We start from the raw sequence: 19,564 nt of genomic DNA, 5'->3' as shown, positions 1-19,564 counted from the left end.
CCTTTGCTCTGTCTATTTAAGCGATGAGCGGTCCTCATTCGTCGTTTACACTTGGCACGCTTGATGCTGAAAACCGTTACGGAAATTAAAAACAAATCGTCTTTCTGCAGCTTGATCTTTTTTTCTTTTTCTTTTTCTTTTTTTTGCCGAGCCCAATTTCAACAGCAATAATAGAAGAAATACTAATATAGTTGACTGAGCCCCTGACATTGATTACGACAGATTCGTCAACAATACCTAAATACACGCCAGAACGTACTTTTCCGCCAAAAAAAATGCGAATATTCGTAGAACCTACGCCAAGCTTGAGCAGCATGCTAAGAACACGGTTGTTTTTGTCGCAGTTTTGTTCCTTAGAGCCATTACTGCCCTGACTGCGGCTTTCTGTTTTTTTACTTCCATGACTCTGGTTCTTAGGTTTCCCATGGCCCCTCTTTCCAGAGCTTTTGCATCCTCCTCTGTTAGTCATTCCTACCATCTCCCTTTTATTAAGAATTGCTATTATTGTATGGAGAATGATAGATTTCGGTGTGTATATTTTTACTAGATTGCTAGATTAAATATAAGGCTGCATAGCCCTCCAAGTTAGCTTATCCCAGTTGCAGTGGCTTTGGTCACTTGCCATTTCCCATCCGCGTATTCAACAACGACTCTTGTACCGACCCCGCCCTTGGCCGATTTATAAACAAAACCCCTAACGACGACTTTATTGTCTGTGACTTCTGTACTCTTCACTCTAAGCAGCACACCTTTAATAGAACTCGCCTCACCCACTCGTCCTTCTTGCTCCAATTGCTCTAAAGTGGTATCTAATACGTCAACGCCATACTTGTTAAAATCGTTCAAAATGTCCTCTTTATCTTCAGCGGAGATACCCTCTAAGTTGTTTAACTCCAAGGCGAGATATTTCATGTGATGCGTAAGTCCGTCACCAAGCGGCATAAACGCATCCAAAGCGAGTCTGTAGACGTCGTTCATGTCTTGCTTCGCATTTTGCCTCGAAACATGCAGCAAATCAGGCTCCTCCAGCTTTAACTTTTCCGTGCTGCTCGCTTGGGTGGTTTTATAGCTTAATTGATCCGCAGGTTTGCTTTCACTGTCTTTTTCAGCTGTACATCCGGCAAGCAGTGCAATACTCAGAACGATGAGCAGCAGGTTGACTTTCATATGATGCCTCCTTCTGAAATCCCATTATTATACTTGGAGACGGCAGAAAGGGCAGTAATGTTGCGCTGGCTTATCTAGTTATGGGTTAGGTCTTAATTACTCGTGTTTCGGCACATAAAAAAAGGGGCTGTCTCAAAAGTGTTCGCACGGATTGGGAAAATCCAAGTTTGAAATAAAAGGCTATCTCAAATCATTTCAGTTTTATGGAATTAACAGGAAAAAATCCATCTATTTTCCTAATAAGACGCCTGTTCGTTCATGTAGCTGGAAAAACTCCCGTTAATCGGAGCACTTTCACCGAAATAGGGTCAAAAGCGGATGACGTACAATTAGTTGTGTACCAAGTTTTGGAGTCTATCCAAAACATAAAAAAGTAGGGTATCCTCGGGATTGCTGACATCACCAAGAAGGAGCCCTACTCGATGACTAATATACCCGAAAATGCGTTCAATGATCTACTTGAAAATACTGTAACGAAACTGCTTCAAGAAAAGTTGGAGCTGTTATTGCGTGAAGAAATTAATAATTACCTGACGGTGGAGCAGCCCGCCCAGCGCAACAGTCGCAACGGCCATTACAAGCGGTCATTTCAAACGCGATACGGAACGATCAATGAACTCCAAGTGCCTCGCGATCGTAAAGGTTCGTTTCAAACGCGATTATTCCAGCCTTATCAGCGCAGGGAAGGTTGGCTGGAAGAAGCCATTATCCACATGTACAAAGGCGGAATGAGCACACGCGAGGTTGCCAAGTTCGTGGAAAGCATGTTCGGCACACACTACTCCCCAACTACCATTAGCAATATTACGCAGACGGTTATGGAGGACATTGAGCAGTGGCAGAACCGTCCGCTGGAGAAACGCTACTCGGTCATCTACTTGGATGGACTATACGTCAAACTCAAGCGTAACTCGGTGAGCAGTGAGGCCGTCTATTTGGTCATGGGAATTGACGAGAAGGGTATTCGCCAAATCCTTGGCTTTTATGTCGGCGGTCACGAAAGCTCGAATGGCTGGCGGGAGGTACTTAAAGACCTCAAGCATCGTGGCGCTACGGACGCTCCTTGGCGTGTTTGACGGCTTGCCTGGCCTTGAAGAAGCGTTTCGCGAAATCTATCCGAAGGCCGATGTCCAGCATTGCGTCGTTCACAAGGTACGAGCTACTTTCCCGAAAATCCGTGTGTCGGATAAAACCGAATTTCTAGAAGACTTGAAACAGGTATACACGGCAATTGACGGAGACGTCGCACGGGCTGTATTTGATGGTTTAAAGACAAATGGAGCAAACAGTACCCGAAAGAGGTAAAGTCTTGGGAAATGCAGCTCCCGACGCTTTTGACTTTCTACAAGTTCCCGCCGTTGACCTGGCCTGCTATCTATACAACAAATCCGATTGAGCGGATGAACAAAGAATTGCGTAAACGATTGAAGCCAATGAACAGTCTGACTAACATTGAAGTTGCAGAGAAGATCATTTACTTGCAAGCACTGGACTACAACGAAAATTGGTGCGGTAGAGCCATACGTGGCTTTGTAGATCAAGATACAAAGACTGTATTTGAAGAGATGTACATCGAGCGTTATGGCCCACAACAGAAGTCTTAATGAACCTTTGCAGGGGCTATGCCCCTTGCAATTCAACAACAAATAACATCCATTAACCTGATGGATAATCTTACTACACAAACTACTTGACGCTACCGTAGTATTCTACGGCTTCGTTCACTTTGGGCTCATACGCGTTTTTATTTGGTAAGCCTATTTGGTCAACATCAATCCAAAATGCAACAGTCTGGGCGTTATTTTCTAAAGAAAATATCTTACTTTCAAGTTTTGCGACCTTTTTCTCGAGTTTTGGCTTGATCGTTTGTAGTTCACTTAAAGCATTTTTTTAGATAGCACTTGATCTGATTTCTAATTTCTTATCTGCAGCGTGCTCTAAATGAATTGCAAATATTCCGATTTCACCTTCAACTATGCTCATTGGTAGATCTAATACTGGAACGCCGATGACATATACTTCTTTTCCTAGCAGTTCATCATTACTCAGATTTTTTGCTAGTTTATTATAAATTTTCTCCCTTACTATTACAGTGTAGTGAATGGGATCCGAGTCACTAATCATTATTGCTCTCAACTGTTGGTGAGTATTTTTCATGCTTTTACAATCAATCTCAAGGCACATTATAATTTTGTCGTTTATTTTTTTCTGGAAATGCCTTTGATCTCACCGATGGCTGTCCGATCTCCCATACCCAGCAGTATAATGATTTCCGTTGTCGTAATTTCATCTTGTCTAAATACCAATTGCCTAAATAACTGCCGCTGCTGAATATCCAGTTGCCTAATGAGTTCCGGTTCTACCCGTAGCAGCTCTGTATTCTTCTCTTGAACAATTTGCACTGCCTGCGTGTAAACCTCTGCCAGACCATTCAAGAAGTATTCCAACCAAACCGATAAATCCGCATCATGACGGCCAAAGTAGTAGTTATGTGACAATCCCATTTGAAGCGCCTTGTAATAATCGTTTAGATTTCGATCATAGAAGTTTTCGAGCACGAATTATCCCTTTAATTCGAAGCTCCCCCGCCGCAAAATGCAGGTCGCAATCATCCTGGCCGTCTGTCCATTACCGTCCATATAAGGATGAATGGTTAATAACTGCCTCATGCCGATGCCCGCCCGAATAGGTACCGGCAGTCCATACGTATCCGGAGAATTGAGCCATGCTACAAAGTCCTCCATTAAGACAGGAACATCCGTATACTCTGGCGGCATGTAAAACCCTGATTGATTTCGATTCCCTACCCTGTTTTGCTCTATGCGGTATTCGCTCAACCTTGGCCGCCTTCCATGTGAAATACGGATAATCGCATGAAGCTTTTTAATCCATTCTTCTGTAATTGGTAGGCTTCTACGCTCTGAATCCTCTAAGAACTCAATAGCTTTCATTAGGTTATATACTTCTTGCTCTGCATCGCTTTCGTTGGGAGTGTTGTTGTGGGAGTACAAGAAGTAATTCTTAATGAAAATATAAAGAGATATATGCTGTTGGATGAGGTAGGTATTCCAGTTGTTCCTGTGATGAAGTATTTAAAGCACCTGGATCAGACAGGTAAAAGCAACAATACACTGAAGACTTATTGCTATGCATTAAAACAGTATTTCACTTATCTTGAAGAAAGGAAGATAGATTACAAAGAAGTAGGAGTTAAGGATCTTGCTGACTTTGTAGGGTGGTTGCGTAATCCGTTTGAAAGCGGAAAAGTTACTCCATTACAACAGATTGAAGCGAAAAGAACGGAAAAATCAGTGAATCTAATAATCACAGTGGTAACAAGCCTATATGATTACTTTTTCCGTATTCAAGAGATCCAAAACGATATGGTAGGTAAACTGGTAAGATAGGTATTTAGAGGTGGTCATAGTAAATATAAGGAATTCCTACATCATGTCAATGAAGGAAAACCGACGAATAAGAACATTTTAAATTAAAACACAAATGGACGGGTGAGCCATACCGGCACATCTTCCGTCCATCTAAAGCTTTCTTATACCCCTATTCATCTTGAGCAGGAGTTGTTTTCTTTTCAGCATTTTTCTTCCTTGCTTCTTCTAATTGAACAGCTTCTGACGGCCAATCTGATTCAATAAAAAATCCGATTACTTCTCTTCAGAGGAGTTACCGGGTTTTTATTTCAGCCTGAAGATCATTCCAGGAATCAATATCATTAATGAAATTGTAGGCAGTTCCTTTGTAATCACCATCTCCAAATTCTCCGTATTCAAACAATTCATAGCCTTGCCGTTTAAACCAGTTAATTACATCCACCTTCCGCTTATAACCCTTTTCTGCAAGGACGGCTTCAACGACATGTCGATCTGCTGCTAGATGGCCAATTTTAAAATCATTCATACAGAGTTTGCAGATCCCAACATTACCTTCCTGAAAAAAATGATGCGCCATTTCGTCATATCCAATAGATTACCATATTCTTTATTTAACTGACATTTGAAGATACTCCTGTTTAATCTCATCCGTTAGTTTTTCAAGGGTAGAATCAATAATAATGTAAGATTCATTACACAACTCTTCAATATCGGAATGATTATGACTTGTTAACAAAATTGTATGTCCTTTTTCTTGTAGCTGCCTGATTATATTTTTGATATCTTTATATGTTTTCAAATCCAACGCGTTAAATGGCTCGTCCAAAATAATGATGTTCTGATCCTCCATAATCGCTTGAGCAAAGCCAAGTTTTTGCTTCATTCCCATAGAGTAGTTTCTAACCTTTGTGCGATCATCAGGACTTAATCCAACCAGATGCATCGTGCTTTCAATTTTATTATTATCAATTTTATTTTTGATTCCAGCGAGGAATTGTAAATTTTTAAATCCGTTATAAATTTCAATGAAACCTGGCTTGTTAATTAAAACACCCATATTCTCCGGAAAATCAAAATCTTTACCTAACTTTTTACCGCGAACATATATTTCTCCACTATCCGGTCGGGTGAATCCAGCAATGAGTTTGAACAAAACTGATTTTCCACTCCCATTTGACCCGACTATGCCTACCGTTTGCCCCTTCAGTATATTCAAATTAACCTTTTGTAAGATCGGTCGTCCTTTATAACTTTTAGATACAGCTTTTAGCTCAATTTCGTATTCTTGTTCCATACTTAGCACCTCAATCAAAGATTTTTTTGTATTCCCCGCCACGTAGAATAACATATAAGCCACCAGTTGAAACTAGCAAAACACTCAATATCAGAGTGTAGGATATTCCATCATTTCCTGAAAATTCACTAAATCTTGATAGGGACGATATCCCGGTCGGAATATATTTCACAATTGGAGAATCTGACAAACAAATCATGTATGAACCTATAAGAAAGATAAAGCCTATTGTCACTCCTCGAGTCCAACAAAAAAGTAGTAACATAAAAAGAAAGCTGAACGATAATTCAAGTATTTTGCTACTAATTATCATGAAAAGTAAGTCAACGATCGATACTTCAGGCAAACCTTTGGCTTGAAATAACTGATTTGTATAATTGTAACTATTGAAATCTAACCCGGTTATCCACCCTAACAAAAGACATAATACTAAAACTAGAATAATATACGAAAAGATAAAAATGAGAGAGGTATTTATTATTGAAGCAAACCATATTTTTTTTTGTCGTAATCGAATGGTAACAAATGAGCTTCTTTCAACGCTCTCCCTCTCCAAAAAAAAGCCTAATAAATATATAGGGGTGCCATTAAAAATAATTAGCTGTATCATATCCTGGACGTTCAAGTGTCCTGTTCTATGTCCATAGAACAGGAGGACAAGTAAATCATTAAAAGTAATACTGTCATGCTTCACAACTAGTGACACAACCATAAGTAAAGATACCACACTAATAATCCAAAAGTTTCTTTTCGAGAACAACTTAGTTAGTGCCCATGTGCCTAAAAGACTTTTATTACTATCTCGTTTCCATGAGACTTCAAACGTCCTATACCAATATTTTTTGATCACAAACAGTATCCCTCCAAGTAGGATTACTTCTGTAATCAATACTATATAATACTGTCGTTCAAAGATTTCTAGGGCATGATGTAAAATAATATAGTTATTGATAAATATTAAAGGATATATTGAATCAAGATCCGAACGGATACTTAATAGCATTAAAAAATATAAAATTATAGTAATAAAGAGAACAAGTCTCTGATTAAAAAATCTACTTAAAAACGCAATGATTGTGGCAAAAAAAGTGCAGCCGATTATCAAGTAGAAGACTATAAAGCATATTGCCAGCAATGGAATTGAATAGTTTTGTCGCAATACATCCAAAATAAATCCTCTTGTATTACCGGTTAATACAACAGAAAAATTATGTTCCATCGGAAGACTAAATCCGGCTGATAAAGCAATAATAAAATGTATCAATACTATTATAGAAGATGAGATAAAAAAAGAAGTGATTTGTGAGATGAAATAACGAATGTATGTATTTGAACGCACCCAGATCAAGTGCTCATCTTCTCGAATAATGGAGAATACATAAAATACGAGTGAGAGGATCAATACATATAAAATGTAATAATGATCGGTAAGTGATAGTACGACAAACTCCCAATAATTTATTTGAAAATCTGAAAGATTAATTCTCAAATAAGCCACATACAACGAGTAGATTACTATTATTATTGCATACTTACCGGTTAATAATTGATCTATATTTTTTTTAATTACACTAGGCAACATGATACTTGGCAACCTCTCTTATCATCTATATCTGATAGACACTTTCTTTCTTCGGTATGACAAAAAAGATAAGTAATATAGCAATAAAAATAATCAACAATATCGGTCCTACAATTAATCTTCCTAGAGAAATAGCATCCGGTGTTAGGGTACTCAAATCAAATGATGTAGACAACCTGAAATATGGCATACTAATAACGGACAATATGAAATTCTCTAAAACACTGTAGACAAAAGGGCCTGTTAATATAATGAAGATGTTATTCACGAATAAAGACAATACAAATCCTAGTGAAGCAATCAAAAATCCAATAAAGCCTTTCCATAAACTCAGAATAAACCCGTACATAAAAGGAGTCTCAACAAAATAATAACCGGCAAAATTATTAGCGGCGAAATTATTTATTGAAGGGTTAATTTTAGGAATGAAATATAAACAAACAATAAGTCCCATTAACGAAACCAAAAAAACAATTAGTGCACCACCAATGGAGGAAACTAACCATTTAGTAACAATATATTTTTTTGGTTCAACTCTGTTAATGGAATAGGTTACAAAATTATTTTTCCTTTCATAAAACATGAGCCAGCAAGTAGGTATAGTCGCAAAGAGTGGGAAAAAAAATGTGAAAGTCCCCCCTGACTCTATCCATACTTCAAGATTATAGTTGTATTGATAACCTGAAAGTACGGAGTTAATCGATATTGCGCAATATATTAATGATAATAATATGCATATAATATAAGGGAATCTTAATTTTCGAATTTCTAATCGAACTAATTGCATCTTTATGATTACCTCCCTCAGTTGTTACCGCTGTATAATCGAGTGTTTTCAAAAAGCACAAAATGCCTTAGGTTGCTTTGACACCAAAGGTACTGCGTATGATATATGATATGTCCTCCTAACTTCCATGTACGATTGAGTCTAAGAATTCATAAAACCTATAGTTAAAGTTAGAAGAAGCTCGTTAAGAATTTAATTATAAGGAGCACCTGACTCCCTAAAGTTAGATAATCAGGTGCTCCCTTTAGATGTTTAATTACTTTTCCAAGTTCCAGTCACTTGAACATCAACAATAGTGTTAAAGTCATTTGAAAACTCTAATCGAACACTGCTGCCAGATGTTAGCGAAGTCGTTCCATCTACAAGATAGGTCGTTGAATCCGTAACATTACGAGTCCAGCTTCCGGAACCTGTGCCATTCCACAATTGTTGTCTAACATCCACCACATAATCTCCACCTACAGAAGTCGAACTAAGATTTGCAGCGGATCCTACAGTTGACTTTGTTTGGTTAGCAGAATAACCACTGCCATCCCAGGCACCTACAGTTGTGCTATAGTTCTCATGAGTAGTACCTGCGTACGCACTGACTGATGCCGCTAGGGCAATCACTGCACCCAATGCTACAATTTTCTTCTTCATCTTACATCATCCCCAATCGATTAGTTTTGATATTGATAGATTGTGATTAGACCTATTCACCTAGATAATCCTACCATTACATAATTCTGGGAACATCGTCCTGAGGACATGTTTTTTTCGTATTTTTTATGAATTTTTTTGGTTGAATGTTTCATTATGTCGTATGCTGTCGCTTTTCGCCTCAATTGATTTTCAATTTAAGTGACCTAAAATATAATCGAATCAAAGTAACCTAAATTCGAGGGGGTACACCAAGCCATCTCCACTTGACCGTCGAAATCAAGGTGCACGGCAGCCAGTAGGCTGGGGCCGTCCGTCGCTTGGATCCACAAAAAAAGTCTCGCTGACATTGACTGAAGACGAATGGGCAGAAATCGAAGCCTCCGATCTCACCGTCGCCGCATTTCTGAAAGAGAAAATGAAAGAAGCCCGGTTGCCGAAGCCACGACGGTCGCATCCGCTAGCGATTCGAGCGAGACGGTCAACTACTCGCGTCGTTATGTCGAAGAGCGTTGGGACTTGTATCTGAGTAATCTGCGCATAGAAAGCGAGGAATTCCATCCGGACGATATCATCGAAACCGCAAAAGCCTCCATGTTCGACATTATATACCTGAAAGACGCGGAAAACGCAGTTGTCCGGACGCACCTGCAATACGAGTGCCCATTCACCGGCAATCGCTACGGTTCTATGGACAAACTCGTTCGGACGGCTATTCCACATCTCATTGCGAGCAAGATCGCTTACAAATATCACCAAACCGAACTGGCCGCGATCCGCGATCCGTGAGCGCGAGAAGGCCACCAAATACCTCATGGACATGCGGTAAACTCCCGCGCCTACGCAAGAACCTGACGCAGCGTGAGAACAGGGGGCCACGGACGCAAAATATCCCCCCGGCCCCCCTGTGGAAAAGATTTAAAGCCTACCGCGCCTTCGGCTTGCTTCACCGTGCTCGAATAGGACCGATCAAAAACCGATCCTCCTATTCTCCGCCGGTCACTGTTCTCCAATCTCTCTTCGTCGCTGTCCGATCAGTCCGTTTTTTCTTCTTGCTACACTGACCTAATCAGTTAGGCTAGTGCTGTGGACAACCTCTAGCCCCAAGGCCGCTAGAGAAGGTAGGTTCGCTACGCGAACCCCAAGGCATTGAAATCATCCTACCCGCCCCCGCCCCTTCATTTGTCTGCTTCGCTTTGGAACTTTTTTCAGGTTTAGTCTTTTTTTAAAAGGTGGAAAGCCGAGGATATCCGAGGCATATCGCTCGGGGAATCGCTTGCTTCGCTTTCAAACGGTGATTTTTTTCTTTTGACCATCTCTATTTGATGGATCCGTCTTATGACATGCATAAGATGGTTACTCATTATCAGTAGCCGGCTTCGCTTCTAATTGTTCCTTCAGGGCTTTATCCAATTCTACCGCCTCTTTTTCAAGAAGCTCCCTATAATACTCTTCTTTGTTATCTTCAATAAATATCATCAGCTCATTAAATTCCATAGTAACACCCCTCCATCCTTCACAAACAATTCGACCTTATCGCCAGCTAGCTTCGATTTGTCTGCCACAATTGCTTTCACATAAAGCTGTTCTTCGTCCCACAATATTTTCATCCCAGCTTCCAAGACGCCGCTCTTCTCAAGCGGAATAGCCGGAACGGTATTCCAAAAGAGATCATCTATGCTGCTAAGATTCGGACTTCCATGAACAGCGTTTGCTGTTTTCTTAATGGCCGTCAGCTTCGATGCGTCAACCATCCCCCAATAAGCAGGCTTGGCTTGAAAATTCCGATCGAATGCAATTGGCGTATCTTGACGAGTGACCGGACGGTTATGAAGCCAGGTATGGTCATCGGCAATCCCCCAAAAGGTTACTTTGCTTATCCACCCCTCAGGATTATCGGCCGTCCTGCGCGTTTCAGTAAAGGCGACTTTAATAAAGTCCTCGCCGGTTAGCTGATACCAAAGGCTATCGCGCATCCCATTCGGTCTGCCTTCGTCAATAACCTCGTTCACAACGTCCCAATCCGTCGCCACATCTGCATATCTCGGCACGACTATGCCAAGATAATCCTTAAGCCGCTGAAGCACGAGCTCTTTATTTGCCGGGCTTGGCGTTAGCGCTGAGCCATCATCCGCCAAGAACATCCAGTCTGCTGCTTGCTGATGCCACACGAGCGTATGGAAGCGCATGTTCACTTTGTTGTCCCGGGCAAACTTAGCAAGCCGGTCCGCGCTCTCAAAATGGTATGTCCCTTTGACCGAGTAAATGGAACCCGGTTTCATCGCATTCTCTGCTCTTTCCTTCCAGCTGGTTCGGCTCCAAAGCGGCTCCAATTTTGAAATAGTTATCATAAACTTCTCGCAGCTTTGCGAGATCCGTTTGAACCGGAGGCGATGTTGCCGGAAGCTCTGTCATCTTCAACCGTACATCGTCAATATAGTAGGAATCCGCTGCGTTCGCGCTTTCAATATAGAAGCTTAAATCGGTCAGATTCGAGTTGAAGCTGAAGGTCCCCTTAAGTTCTACCCAATCTGCCGTCGATACTGCTGCCGAGGCAACACTCACCCAGCTTTTGGAGCCGCTAGCGTCCAGCTCTGTTGAAATTTTAAACGAATGGGTCGAAGTAGGAGCATCTACAAGCTTAACGAAAGCGCTCACCTCATACTTCGCGTTTTTCGTCAGCTTATCGAATACGTTGATCGTTGGCCCATGCCAATCGCTCGATCGTCCTGTCGTCTTTAAGCTGTATGAGCCCGATCTTTTCTGTTCCTCAGATACCGCTACGACAACTCCGTCACCTCTTGGTCCCCAGCCCTCTGCCGTACCGCCATCAAATGTGTAGCCAAATTCCGATGGTCCTAGCGAAGGTGTTCCCGGTTCTTCCGTTCCATCCGGCGGCGTATTATCCACGATCAGAACATCGTCGATAAATACATCAGCAGTTGATGCTGCTGTCTCTATATACATCGTCAGCGAGGTTGTTCCTGCCGGCCTTGTATATGAGGTTTTCGAAAAAGTGGTCCACCCTTGATCATTAATGCTTTGGTTGCCCATAATCCAAGCATAGTTGTTGCTTTGATTTGTCATTTTCATCGTGACATGCGCTTGGTCAGAGCCTGCTCCCAGCTTTGCCTTAAACGAGATATCATAGCTATGCCCTTCTTGAAGCAAGCCGTTTAAATCTATGCTCGGACTACAGCTCACGGCGCTTCTGCCGGATAACTGCAAGGAGCCGGTTCCCGTTGCTGCATGGTCTGTAGATACTGCCGCCTTAGCTGTCCCCCCGCTGCAATTAAAAGGCTGCCAATTCCCTACAAGCCCATCTTCAAATCCGTTCTGAAGCACGGCAGCCGCTGCCGCTTGCACAGTGTTTCCGTACCTTCCGAGTGGGATCAACAATCCGAACAATAGTAAAAAAGCTAACATTAGACTCAACTTGCTTCGCATATCCATCCTCCTTAAATCTATTGAAATGAAAACGATTACAAATAATTCTAGCAAGACGCCAAGGAATAAAATACCTATGGAAATATAGATTGTACTCTAAAAACAATAGATGATTATCTATCGTTAGGATTACGTCGCAAGTGTCACATCTCATTGAAATTGCGAAGAGTATCATTGTGGTCTAAAATGTTCCTTAGCTAGTCATAAGGGCGGTGAGCTTGCTTGTTTGATATAAATAAGAATATAAAAAATAACGATTACACCTCACTCGAAGGCATGTGTTTTAAGCTTCGGGAAATGGAGCATATCCAGAACCACACGAATGAATGGGAGCTGCGCCTTCAATTTATCGAGTCCCACATGATTCTTGTTGCTGCAAGCGGTCAAGGCTGGCTGACCATCGATGGGCAATTCACCGAACTCCGACAAGGCAGCGTGTACGTTTGTTTGCCCGGCCAACTCGTAGAAGCAGCCGCTCATTCCTTTGATGAACGCGGGTTTTATCATATGCGGTTCGATGTTATGGAGGCTGACGGATCATCTGTGCATGCGATGCAGATCATCAAGCGGAATAGCCCGTTTCCGGTAAAAGGGGAAGTTATCGTTATATCTCCGGTTTCCATTCATGCCATGTGCGAAACCATTTACTATTGCTTGCAGAATGAGGATCGCCTAAAACGATTTCGCGGCCAAATTCAGTTTCAAGAGATTCTGCATACCATTCTACATGATGCACTTCATGTACAAGGGGACGATTCAAAAACGGTACTGGAAAATGTGCGGGGCTATATCGAGCAGCATTATCAGCAAGAGCTGACGATCGATCATTTGGCGAAGGTGGCAGGGATTAGCACTCGTCATTTTATGAGGTTGTTTAAAAAGAGGTATGGCTGCGGCGCGATCGACTATTTGGCGACCTTCCGAATTAAGCAGGCGCAGCAGCTTATGCGAATAGGCGGGCAAAATCGTCTCAGGGATATCGCAAGGCATGTAGGCTACCACGACGATATCTATTTTCGACGCAAATTCAAACAGATATCGGGTATGCCTCCAGCGGCATTTATGAAGAACAGCAAGCAAAAAATAGTGGCTTACCATGCCTCCAACATTGGACAACTGATTGCGCTGCAAGTTAATCCTTACGCTGCACCTGCCGATCACCCCTGGACCGATTATTACAAACGAAAGTATCACATGAACACACTGCTGCCTCTAAGCACGAATGCGTTAATAAAGAGAGAAGAGATTCGGCTTGCTAACCCGGATTTCATTATTGGGGTTGATATTCTTGTGCCTGCGGAGGAACAGGCCATGCTCAAGGAAATCGCACCTGCATACTTTGTGCCATGGATGGAGAACGATTGGCGTATGCATTTGCGCCTAGTTGCACAGTTTCTGGACAAGACTGCAACTGCAGAAGCTTGGCTTGAAAATTATGATCGAAAGGCCCTCTTTGTAAGAGAACAGGTGAAACAAGCCTTCAAGGATGACAGTCTTCTCATTCTGAGAATCACTAGAGACCGGTTCCATGTTTTGAGCAACAGAAGCTTGGACACGGTGTTTTATGATGATCTACAGGTTGTTCCCGCGCGTGGCGTCGATCGATTGAAGCCGGATCAGCAGGTGACACCAGATCAGCTAGCGGATTTTGATGCGGATCGTTTATTGCTCATCGTGGATGAGGATGCCCTATCACAAGCGAGCTGGCGAACACTCATGAACGCTGAGCAATGGCTCGGACTGAAAGCCGTTAGAAACAGCCGGGTGGACTTCATCCCTTCCTATCCTTGGGTCGAATATACGGCTTTCATCCATGAGCTTATGCTTGATGAAGCACTGAAAATTTGGCGGGATCGTGCATAAAAATTTGTCGTTATCGTCACTATTCCAAAGCCTTTAATTCATCTATACTCCTGATATGTGATAATGATAATCAATTTTAATAGAAGATTGTCATTTGTAAAATTAGATTTTCAGGAGGGTCATCAGAGAATGAAGCAGCAAGGACGTTTGATTGCAGGATTTGTTATCGTATTATTAGTCATGTTAAGTACTGCCTGTGGAGCTGATAAAACGGAGACGAATAAGGCGGGCACTACCGTTGAGAATGCCATCAACACAAACACAGAAGCAACCGATAAACAGCGTGTGATTACAACTTTAAAAGGTGACATCAGTATCCCCGCTGATCCCCAAAGGGTCATTGGACTTTCCGTCGTCTACCCGGAGTTTTTGTTTGCGCTTGGCGTTACGCCGATTGCCGTACAAAACTATCATCAGGATTTCCCGTCCTATCTCAAGGAGCCTTTTAAAGATACCGTAAAGATGGGAATTGCCCAAACGCCTAATTTTGAAGCTATTCTGGCCGCTGCGCCTGATTTAATTATTGCCCCTACGTGGTGGTCTGATAAGGATTATGATCAGCTTTCAAAAATCGCACCAACCGTGCTTTTGCCGCAGCGGGACAATTGGCGTGATGAGCTGCGGGATATTGGCGATGTTCTTGGCAAGGTAGATCTGGCTGAGACGATTATTCAAGATTTGCAAACCAAAGAGGGCGAAGCCAAGACGAAGCTCGATTCCCTTGTTCACGACGAGACGGTCATGTATATGATGATTATGGCGAAGGAAATCGTTATTTACGGAGAAAATATCGATCGGGGCAAATTCATTCATAAGACGCTAGGTTTAACGCCGGTTAAAGAATTCCCGCAGAGCGAGCTCAGCCTTTCGATTTCACTCGAAAAAATACCGGAATATAACCCTGACCATATTATTTTGCAGCTGGATGATGAGTCCAGTGAAGAAGTGAAGAGCAGATACGACGAAATGATCAATAGCTCTTTGTGGAAAAACATGACGGCCGTCAAGAAAAATCAGATTTACATGATGGGAGGCAAGGAATGGTTTAGTCTGGGCATGTCTCCTCTGGCAGACATTCATGCGATTGACGACGTCGTTCATGCTTTTGAAAATAAACAAAAATAATGGGAGGGTTTGCAGTGGGCACGGTTGATTTTCAGCAATTGGAGGAGAAATTTTTCATTACTTTGCATGAGCTCGAAAACACTGTGCTTACCATCCCTGCTTCCGATCTATTAATAGAAGAAAATATGAGACTCTTAATCGATACCTACGGACCGCTTATCAAGGCACGAGAACGGTCTACGACCGCCGCTTTTTTTATGAGTTGGTATGCGGGAGTATGCGGTGCGATGCATCATATGCTTTTTCGCGGCGATGGGCTGCTATTGGATTTATCATTATCTAATTTATCCGTGCAGCTATATGCAGGTGAACACTATCCCCTCTTCTCCTTTAAAATCAACGAAGCGCGGTTTTGCAGCATTCCAATAAAGGACAGTGATGATTGGTGCAAGAAATCACTCGACTCCTTTTATAGGGAGCACATAACGCCCTTCATTCAAATGCTGTCTAAGCTTGCCCAAATAAACGCCATACATCTGTGGGGACAGATCGTTAATGCGTTATTCGCTCAAATGGAAGAGAATTTAGCCGAAGCGCAGGATGAAGAAAGCAGAACCAGGATCATTAATCATGTTAAATTGCTTACGCATGGCGTTCATGCAAGCGCATTTGGACTCCGCAAAAACCCGTTTGATATTAAACTGAACTTCACTCAGCACCCCAACAACCCTGCTCACAAAATGTTAGTAAAAACAGCTTGTTGCCTCGCTTATTGCTTGGATAGCGCATTTGGCTACTGTTACGAATGCCCGCGACTGAAAGAAAAGGATCGAGCAGCAATGAGAACTGGATTTTAAGAGAGGTTGGCTCCATCGAAGCATTAGTCAAACAATGCTCGCGAGACGAAGAAAACCATACAATAGCAGAAAGCCTTCGTCTGATCAGACGAAGGCTTTCTGCTGCCTCAACAAGAGTATCCCTGTATTTTGCCAACCCAAGGATCACGCTTTATTACAAACCGCTGTCTGACCCTACTCAGACGAAAAAAAGAGACAAAGCGAAGCAACCAAAGTCCAGAAGCTGTCTATACACTGTCACAAAATCCTATCTGCATAAGGGATCTTGTAAATAACCTGTGAAGCGGCAAAGGTGAGCAACACGGAAACAGGTGCGACGATAATAAGCTTCAGTAGTGGTGCCAAATCTGCTTGACGCATAATCAGCGTGCAACTTACGACGACTAAAGGGTGAATGATATAGGCCGTGTAAGCTAAGCTCGATAGCCTCTCCATAAGTTTGGAAGCCTTGTTCATCTTGCGTTGAAATAAAACCAACAGCCCCAGGCAGATGCCGAAGCAAATAAAAGGTTCCCACATTGCGTAAAGGAAGGCTTGAAGATGAAGTCCTCCACTATACGAGAGGTTCCCGTTTAATGCTCCCGTCAATATGAGCAGAAGGGGGAAGATCGGTATTAGAATGAGTGCAATTCGCAACCACATTTTTGAAAGCAAGGCTGGGATTTGCTCTAGCCAGTTATAGCGAAAGGCCAAAGTACCTGTAATGAACAGCAGAATGTATAAAGGAAAATAACCTAGCTGCAGTTCCAGCGGTCCTGTGCCAATCGGATATACGAAACGAATAAGGAAAGCGATAATGCCGCTTCCAAGCGCAAATGCTAGAAGCCTTGTTCCTGTCGGGAATGCGATGGGTTTTGCCTTGGCATCTTCTCTCTTTTTGAAAGCCATACGGTAAAGCACATAAAGAATAGTAAAATAAATTAACGCCTCCACGAACCAAAGGGGTCCGAAATTAATGATCTTAAAGTTCAAAATAGATTCCCTGAAAAATACAGCATACGTTTGTTCATCCCGATACTTGGCAAGATAAATAGTAGAAGGGCCTAGCCATAACATATAAAACACCAAGGGAATGCCTAACCGCAGCAAGCGATCAGATAAAAATCGCAAAGGCCCTTTGCGATCATACGATTTTGGCATAAAATATCCGGATACAAAAAAGAAAAGCGCCATAAAGAAAGCTTGGCAAACTGCAGTAAAAATAGTCAGGACGACGATCGTCGCATTCATTTGGGATTTATCTACATCCTCATAATACCAAGACCCTGATGCGCCATAGGCAATAGACGTATGGAAGACGATGACCAGCATAGTCAGAAAAACACGAAGATTATCCAAATAATATAGCCTTTTCACCATAATCCTCCTATTGGAGCAGTTATACTAAACCATTTTACCTCAACGCTTGCTGATATGTAAATAATTAGAAATAAATTGAATTTTGAATATTTAAAAAAAGCTCTTCCTTCTTAATGGTCTGGAAAAAATTTGTAAACCACATCAATGGATCAAAATTCCAATCTACTATCTCGGCTTATTTCCTATTTTCACAAACTACATAGGTATTCATACATGAATCAAGGCTAATTAGAAATTTTTCTCAATGTTATGTAAAGAATAATTGACATAGTGTATGTTATGTATTACATTATGTATATAAAACCTTACCTAAGGTAAAGGTTAACGTACAGGGGGAATAAAATATGTCTTTTCAAGAAAAAAAGAATATCGTATCTTTAATTGGCACCACATTGATTTTTAGCTTCTATTGCATGTATGTGTTTCGAAAGTATCAAGATGCAGGGTTCGATCAGGCAGATACCTTCAGCTTTTGGGGGGCCGCGATCTTGATCTTAATCCCGGTGTCGATTGTAGCCAAAATTATCATTCATATTGTATTCAGCATCATCAACACAGTAGCAACAAATGAAAAAGAGCCTTCATTTACTGATGAGCTGGATAAAATAATTGAATTGAAAGCCACAAGGACTTCTCATTATGTGTTTACAATCGGCTTTCTACTAGCGATGGTTTCGCTGGTCATGGATATGTCCCCCTCAGTAATGTTCATCATATTTATTTTCTCAGGCTTTGTGTCAGAGTTGGCTGGAATATTCACACAGCTCTATCATTATCGGAAAGGAGTCTAAGATGGCCAAATGTCATATCAGCAACAACATTCGAAGCTTACGTTTTAACCATGATGAAATGACCCAACAACAATTGGCTGACAAAGTCGGCGTGACCAGGCAAACAATCGTAGCTATCGAAAAAGAAAAATACTCCCCTTCTCTGGAATTGGCTTTTCGCATCGCTCTCGTCTTCAACTTAAAATTGGAAGAGATTTTCTCTTTTGAAGAACAGGTATAAAGCAGTGATTTACAAGCCCATTCAGGAGGAATGCTTATGAAAGCTATTATTCGCGAAAAATACGGATCTCCGGATGTTCTTCAGTTTAAAGAGGTCGAGAAACCTGCTCCCAAGGAAAACGAAGTACGGATAAGAATTTATGCAGCAGTCGTAACACCAGCGGATTGTGCCTTTCGAAAGGCTGACCCGTTTATGATTCGATTTATTTATGGCCTTACAAAACCCATACTTACCAAACAAGGCGTCGAGTTTGCCGGGGAAATTGATGCAGTAGGCAAAGACGTGAAGTCATTTAAGAAAGGTGACCAGGTGTTTGGTATAAGTCCACATAGCTTTGGAGCACATGCCGAGTACATGTGTCTGCCCGAAGATAAAGCGGTGATAATAAAACCGTCCAATGCAACTTACGAGGAAGCCGTCGGCGTCTGTGATGGAGCAACAACCGCATTGGTTTTCCTTAGAGATAAAGCGAATATTCAGAGTGGACAAAAAGTTCTTATCAATGGCGCTTCTGGTTCGGTAGGCGCTTATGCTGTACAGCTTGCCAAATCCTTTGGGGCGGAAGTTACTGGAGTGTGCGGTACTACGAATGTAGAATTAGTGAAATCGCTCGGAGCCGACAAAGCAATAGATTATACGAAAGAGGACTTTGCCAAAAGCGGTCAGACCTATGACGTTATTTTCGACGCGGTAGGCAAAAGCTCATTTTCACATTGTAAAAGCTCGCTAAAGCAAAGAGGAATCTATCTCTCCACCGTTCCTGCACTCGGAACTATGCTTCAAATGTTGTGGACTTCAAAGATCGGCAGCAAAAGAGCCATATTTACGCCTGCGGGCTTACAGCAAAATAAAGAAAATTTAGCTTTCCTCAAACAGCTTTTTGAGGCGGGAAAAATAAAAGCAGTCATAGATAGACGCTATCCGTTGGAACAGACTGCCGAGGCTCACAGATATGTTGAGAAAGGGCATAAAAAAGGAAATGTAATCATCACCTTCGAACAGAATTTGTAGCTTGCATGTACGTGCATACTTCGAATTGAGAATGAACTAAACTTCAGACCGGTAGTGCTCAAACGAGTGGTCGTCTACCGGTCTTTATTA

General features: G+C 41.9%; 20 protein-coding genes and 2 pseudogenes. 9 read left to right on the top strand and 13 right to left on the bottom strand.

Annotation, left to right across the window (positions count from 1 at the left end; genetic code table 11):
* Positions 1–85: 85 nt before the first annotated feature.
* Both AC1TPC_RS15960 and AC1TPC_RS15955 read right to left on the bottom strand, forming a co-directional pair.
* Positions 86–469 carry a hypothetical protein gene (locus AC1TPC_RS15960; protein WP_482067813.1) on the bottom strand — a complete coding sequence of 128 codons (384 nt, stop codon included), beginning with the start codon at positions 467–469 and terminating at the stop codon, positions 86–88.
* A 116-nt stretch (positions 470–585) separates the two neighbouring features.
* Entirely contained in the window at positions 586–1,167 is a 582-nt protein-coding gene (locus AC1TPC_RS15955; RefSeq protein ID WP_482067812.1) for a hypothetical protein, read from the bottom strand.
* 422 nt (positions 1,168–1,589) lie between these two features.
* Between AC1TPC_RS15955 and AC1TPC_RS15950 the strand changes: the two are divergent.
* Positions 1,590–2,771: pseudogene (locus AC1TPC_RS15950) on the top strand (IS256 family transposase).
* A gap of 286 nt (positions 2,772–3,057) precedes the next feature.
* Here the strand turns inward: AC1TPC_RS15950 and AC1TPC_RS15945 are convergent.
* Positions 3,058–3,291 carry a hypothetical protein gene (locus AC1TPC_RS15945; RefSeq protein ID WP_482067811.1) on the bottom strand — a complete coding sequence of 78 codons (234 nt, stop codon included), beginning with the start codon at positions 3,289–3,291 and terminating at the stop codon, positions 3,058–3,060.
* Between the two features lie 95 nt (positions 3,292–3,386).
* A pseudogene (locus tag AC1TPC_RS15940) lies at positions 3,387–4,154 on the bottom strand (Fic family protein); the annotation flags it as partial.
* Positions 4,155–4,166: 12 nt separating this feature from the next.
* Between AC1TPC_RS15940 and AC1TPC_RS15935 the strand changes: the two are divergent.
* Positions 4,167–4,574 carry a site-specific integrase gene (locus tag AC1TPC_RS15935; protein WP_482067810.1) on the top strand — a complete coding sequence of 136 codons (408 nt, stop codon included), beginning with the start codon at positions 4,167–4,169 and terminating at the stop codon, positions 4,572–4,574.
* A gap of 274 nt (positions 4,575–4,848) precedes the next feature.
* Here the strand turns inward: AC1TPC_RS15935 and AC1TPC_RS15930 are convergent, their stop codons facing one another.
* From AC1TPC_RS15930 to AC1TPC_RS15910, 5 genes are all read right to left on the bottom strand, one after another.
* Positions 4,849–5,133 carry a hypothetical protein gene (locus tag AC1TPC_RS15930; protein ID WP_482067809.1) on the bottom strand — a complete coding sequence of 95 codons (285 nt, stop codon included), beginning with the start codon at positions 5,131–5,133 and terminating at the stop codon, positions 4,849–4,851.
* Positions 5,134–5,163: 30 nt separating this feature from the next.
* Positions 5,164–5,850 carry an ABC transporter ATP-binding protein gene (locus AC1TPC_RS15925; protein ID WP_482067808.1) on the bottom strand — a complete coding sequence of 229 codons (687 nt, stop codon included), beginning with the start codon at positions 5,848–5,850 and terminating at the stop codon, positions 5,164–5,166.
* A gap of 10 nt (positions 5,851–5,860) precedes the next feature.
* Complete coding sequence (locus AC1TPC_RS15920; RefSeq protein WP_482067807.1) at positions 5,861–7,432, bottom strand: hypothetical protein; 1,572 nt, start codon at positions 7,430–7,432, stop codon at positions 5,861–5,863.
* 25 nt (positions 7,433–7,457) lie between these two features.
* Positions 7,458–8,219, bottom strand: a complete 762-nt coding sequence (locus AC1TPC_RS15915; RefSeq protein WP_482067806.1) for a hypothetical protein — start codon at positions 8,217–8,219, stop codon at positions 7,458–7,460.
* 252 nt (positions 8,220–8,471) lie between these two features.
* Positions 8,472–8,861: a hypothetical protein gene (locus AC1TPC_RS15910; protein ID WP_482067805.1), complete on the bottom strand. Its 390-nt coding sequence runs from the start codon at positions 8,859–8,861 to the stop codon at positions 8,472–8,474.
* 363 nt (positions 8,862–9,224) lie between these two features.
* Between AC1TPC_RS15910 and AC1TPC_RS15905 the strand changes: the two genes are divergently transcribed.
* Positions 9,225–9,650 carry a hypothetical protein gene (locus AC1TPC_RS15905; protein WP_482067804.1) on the top strand — a complete coding sequence of 142 codons (426 nt, stop codon included), beginning with the start codon at positions 9,225–9,227 and terminating at the stop codon, positions 9,648–9,650.
* A 567-nt stretch (positions 9,651–10,217) separates the two neighbouring features.
* Here the strand turns inward: AC1TPC_RS15905 and AC1TPC_RS15900 are convergent.
* Genes AC1TPC_RS15900 through AC1TPC_RS15890 form a run of 3 tightly spaced genes read right to left on the bottom strand, consistent with a single transcriptional unit; the run spans position 10,218 to position 12,308 of the window.
* Positions 10,218–10,358: a hypothetical protein gene (locus AC1TPC_RS15900; RefSeq protein ID WP_482067803.1), complete on the bottom strand. Its 141-nt coding sequence runs from the start codon at positions 10,356–10,358 to the stop codon at positions 10,218–10,220.
* Positions 10,340–11,143 carry an endo-1,4-beta-xylanase gene (locus AC1TPC_RS15895; RefSeq protein WP_482067802.1) on the bottom strand — a complete coding sequence of 268 codons (804 nt, stop codon included), beginning with the start codon at positions 11,141–11,143 and terminating at the stop codon, positions 10,340–10,342. The genes AC1TPC_RS15900 and AC1TPC_RS15895 overlap by 19 nt, the downstream gene beginning before the upstream one ends.
* Positions 11,097–12,308, bottom strand: coding sequence for a carbohydrate binding domain-containing protein (locus AC1TPC_RS15890; RefSeq protein WP_482067801.1), 1,212 nt, complete (start codon positions 12,306–12,308; stop codon positions 11,097–11,099). Before AC1TPC_RS15890 ends, AC1TPC_RS15895 begins: the two co-directional genes overlap by 47 nt.
* A 222-nt stretch (positions 12,309–12,530) precedes the next feature.
* On the opposite strand from AC1TPC_RS15890, the gene AC1TPC_RS15885 reads away from it, so the two are divergent.
* The 3 genes from AC1TPC_RS15885 (at position 12,531) to AC1TPC_RS15875 (ending at position 16,093) form a co-directional block, all read left to right on the top strand.
* Positions 12,531–14,171 (top strand): helix-turn-helix domain-containing protein, encoded by a 1,641-nt coding sequence (locus AC1TPC_RS15885; protein WP_482067800.1) that lies wholly within the window; start codon positions 12,531–12,533, stop codon positions 14,169–14,171.
* 129 nt (positions 14,172–14,300) lie between these two features.
* Positions 14,301–15,296 carry an ABC transporter substrate-binding protein gene (locus AC1TPC_RS15880; protein ID WP_482067799.1) on the top strand — a complete coding sequence of 332 codons (996 nt, stop codon included), beginning with the start codon at positions 14,301–14,303 and terminating at the stop codon, positions 15,294–15,296.
* Positions 15,297–15,310: 14 nt separating this feature from the next.
* Positions 15,311–16,093: a hypothetical protein gene (locus AC1TPC_RS15875; protein WP_482067798.1), complete on the top strand. Its 783-nt coding sequence runs from the start codon at positions 15,311–15,313 to the stop codon at positions 16,091–16,093.
* Between the two features lie 237 nt (positions 16,094–16,330).
* Here the strand turns inward: AC1TPC_RS15875 and AC1TPC_RS15870 are convergent, their stop codons facing one another.
* Positions 16,331–17,452, bottom strand: coding sequence for an acyltransferase family protein (locus tag AC1TPC_RS15870; protein ID WP_482067797.1), 1,122 nt, complete (start codon positions 17,450–17,452; stop codon positions 16,331–16,333).
* Between the two features lie 344 nt (positions 17,453–17,796).
* On the opposite strand from AC1TPC_RS15870, the gene AC1TPC_RS15865 reads away from it, so the two are divergent.
* The 3 genes from AC1TPC_RS15865 to AC1TPC_RS15855 are packed head-to-tail and all read left to right on the top strand — an operon-like array spanning position 17,797 to position 19,474.
* Positions 17,797–18,243: a hypothetical protein gene (locus AC1TPC_RS15865; protein ID WP_482067796.1), complete on the top strand. Its 447-nt coding sequence runs from the start codon at positions 17,797–17,799 to the stop codon at positions 18,241–18,243.
* Position 18,244: 1 nt separating this feature from the next.
* The gene (locus AC1TPC_RS15860) at positions 18,245–18,463 is read left to right on the top strand and encodes a helix-turn-helix transcriptional regulator (protein ID WP_482067795.1); all 219 of its coding nucleotides are present in this window, start codon (positions 18,245–18,247) and stop codon (positions 18,461–18,463) included.
* 36 nt (positions 18,464–18,499) lie between these two features.
* Positions 18,500–19,474, top strand: a complete 975-nt coding sequence (locus AC1TPC_RS15855; protein ID WP_482067794.1) for an NAD(P)-dependent alcohol dehydrogenase — start codon at positions 18,500–18,502, stop codon at positions 19,472–19,474.
* The last annotated feature ends 90 nt before the right edge of the window (positions 19,475–19,564 follow it).

It is taken from the genome of Paenibacillus sp. Y280 (genome assembly GCF_056786335.1).
The sequence above is the reverse complement of the archived record's forward strand: the minus strand, read 5'-3'. Positions and strand labels throughout refer to the sequence as shown.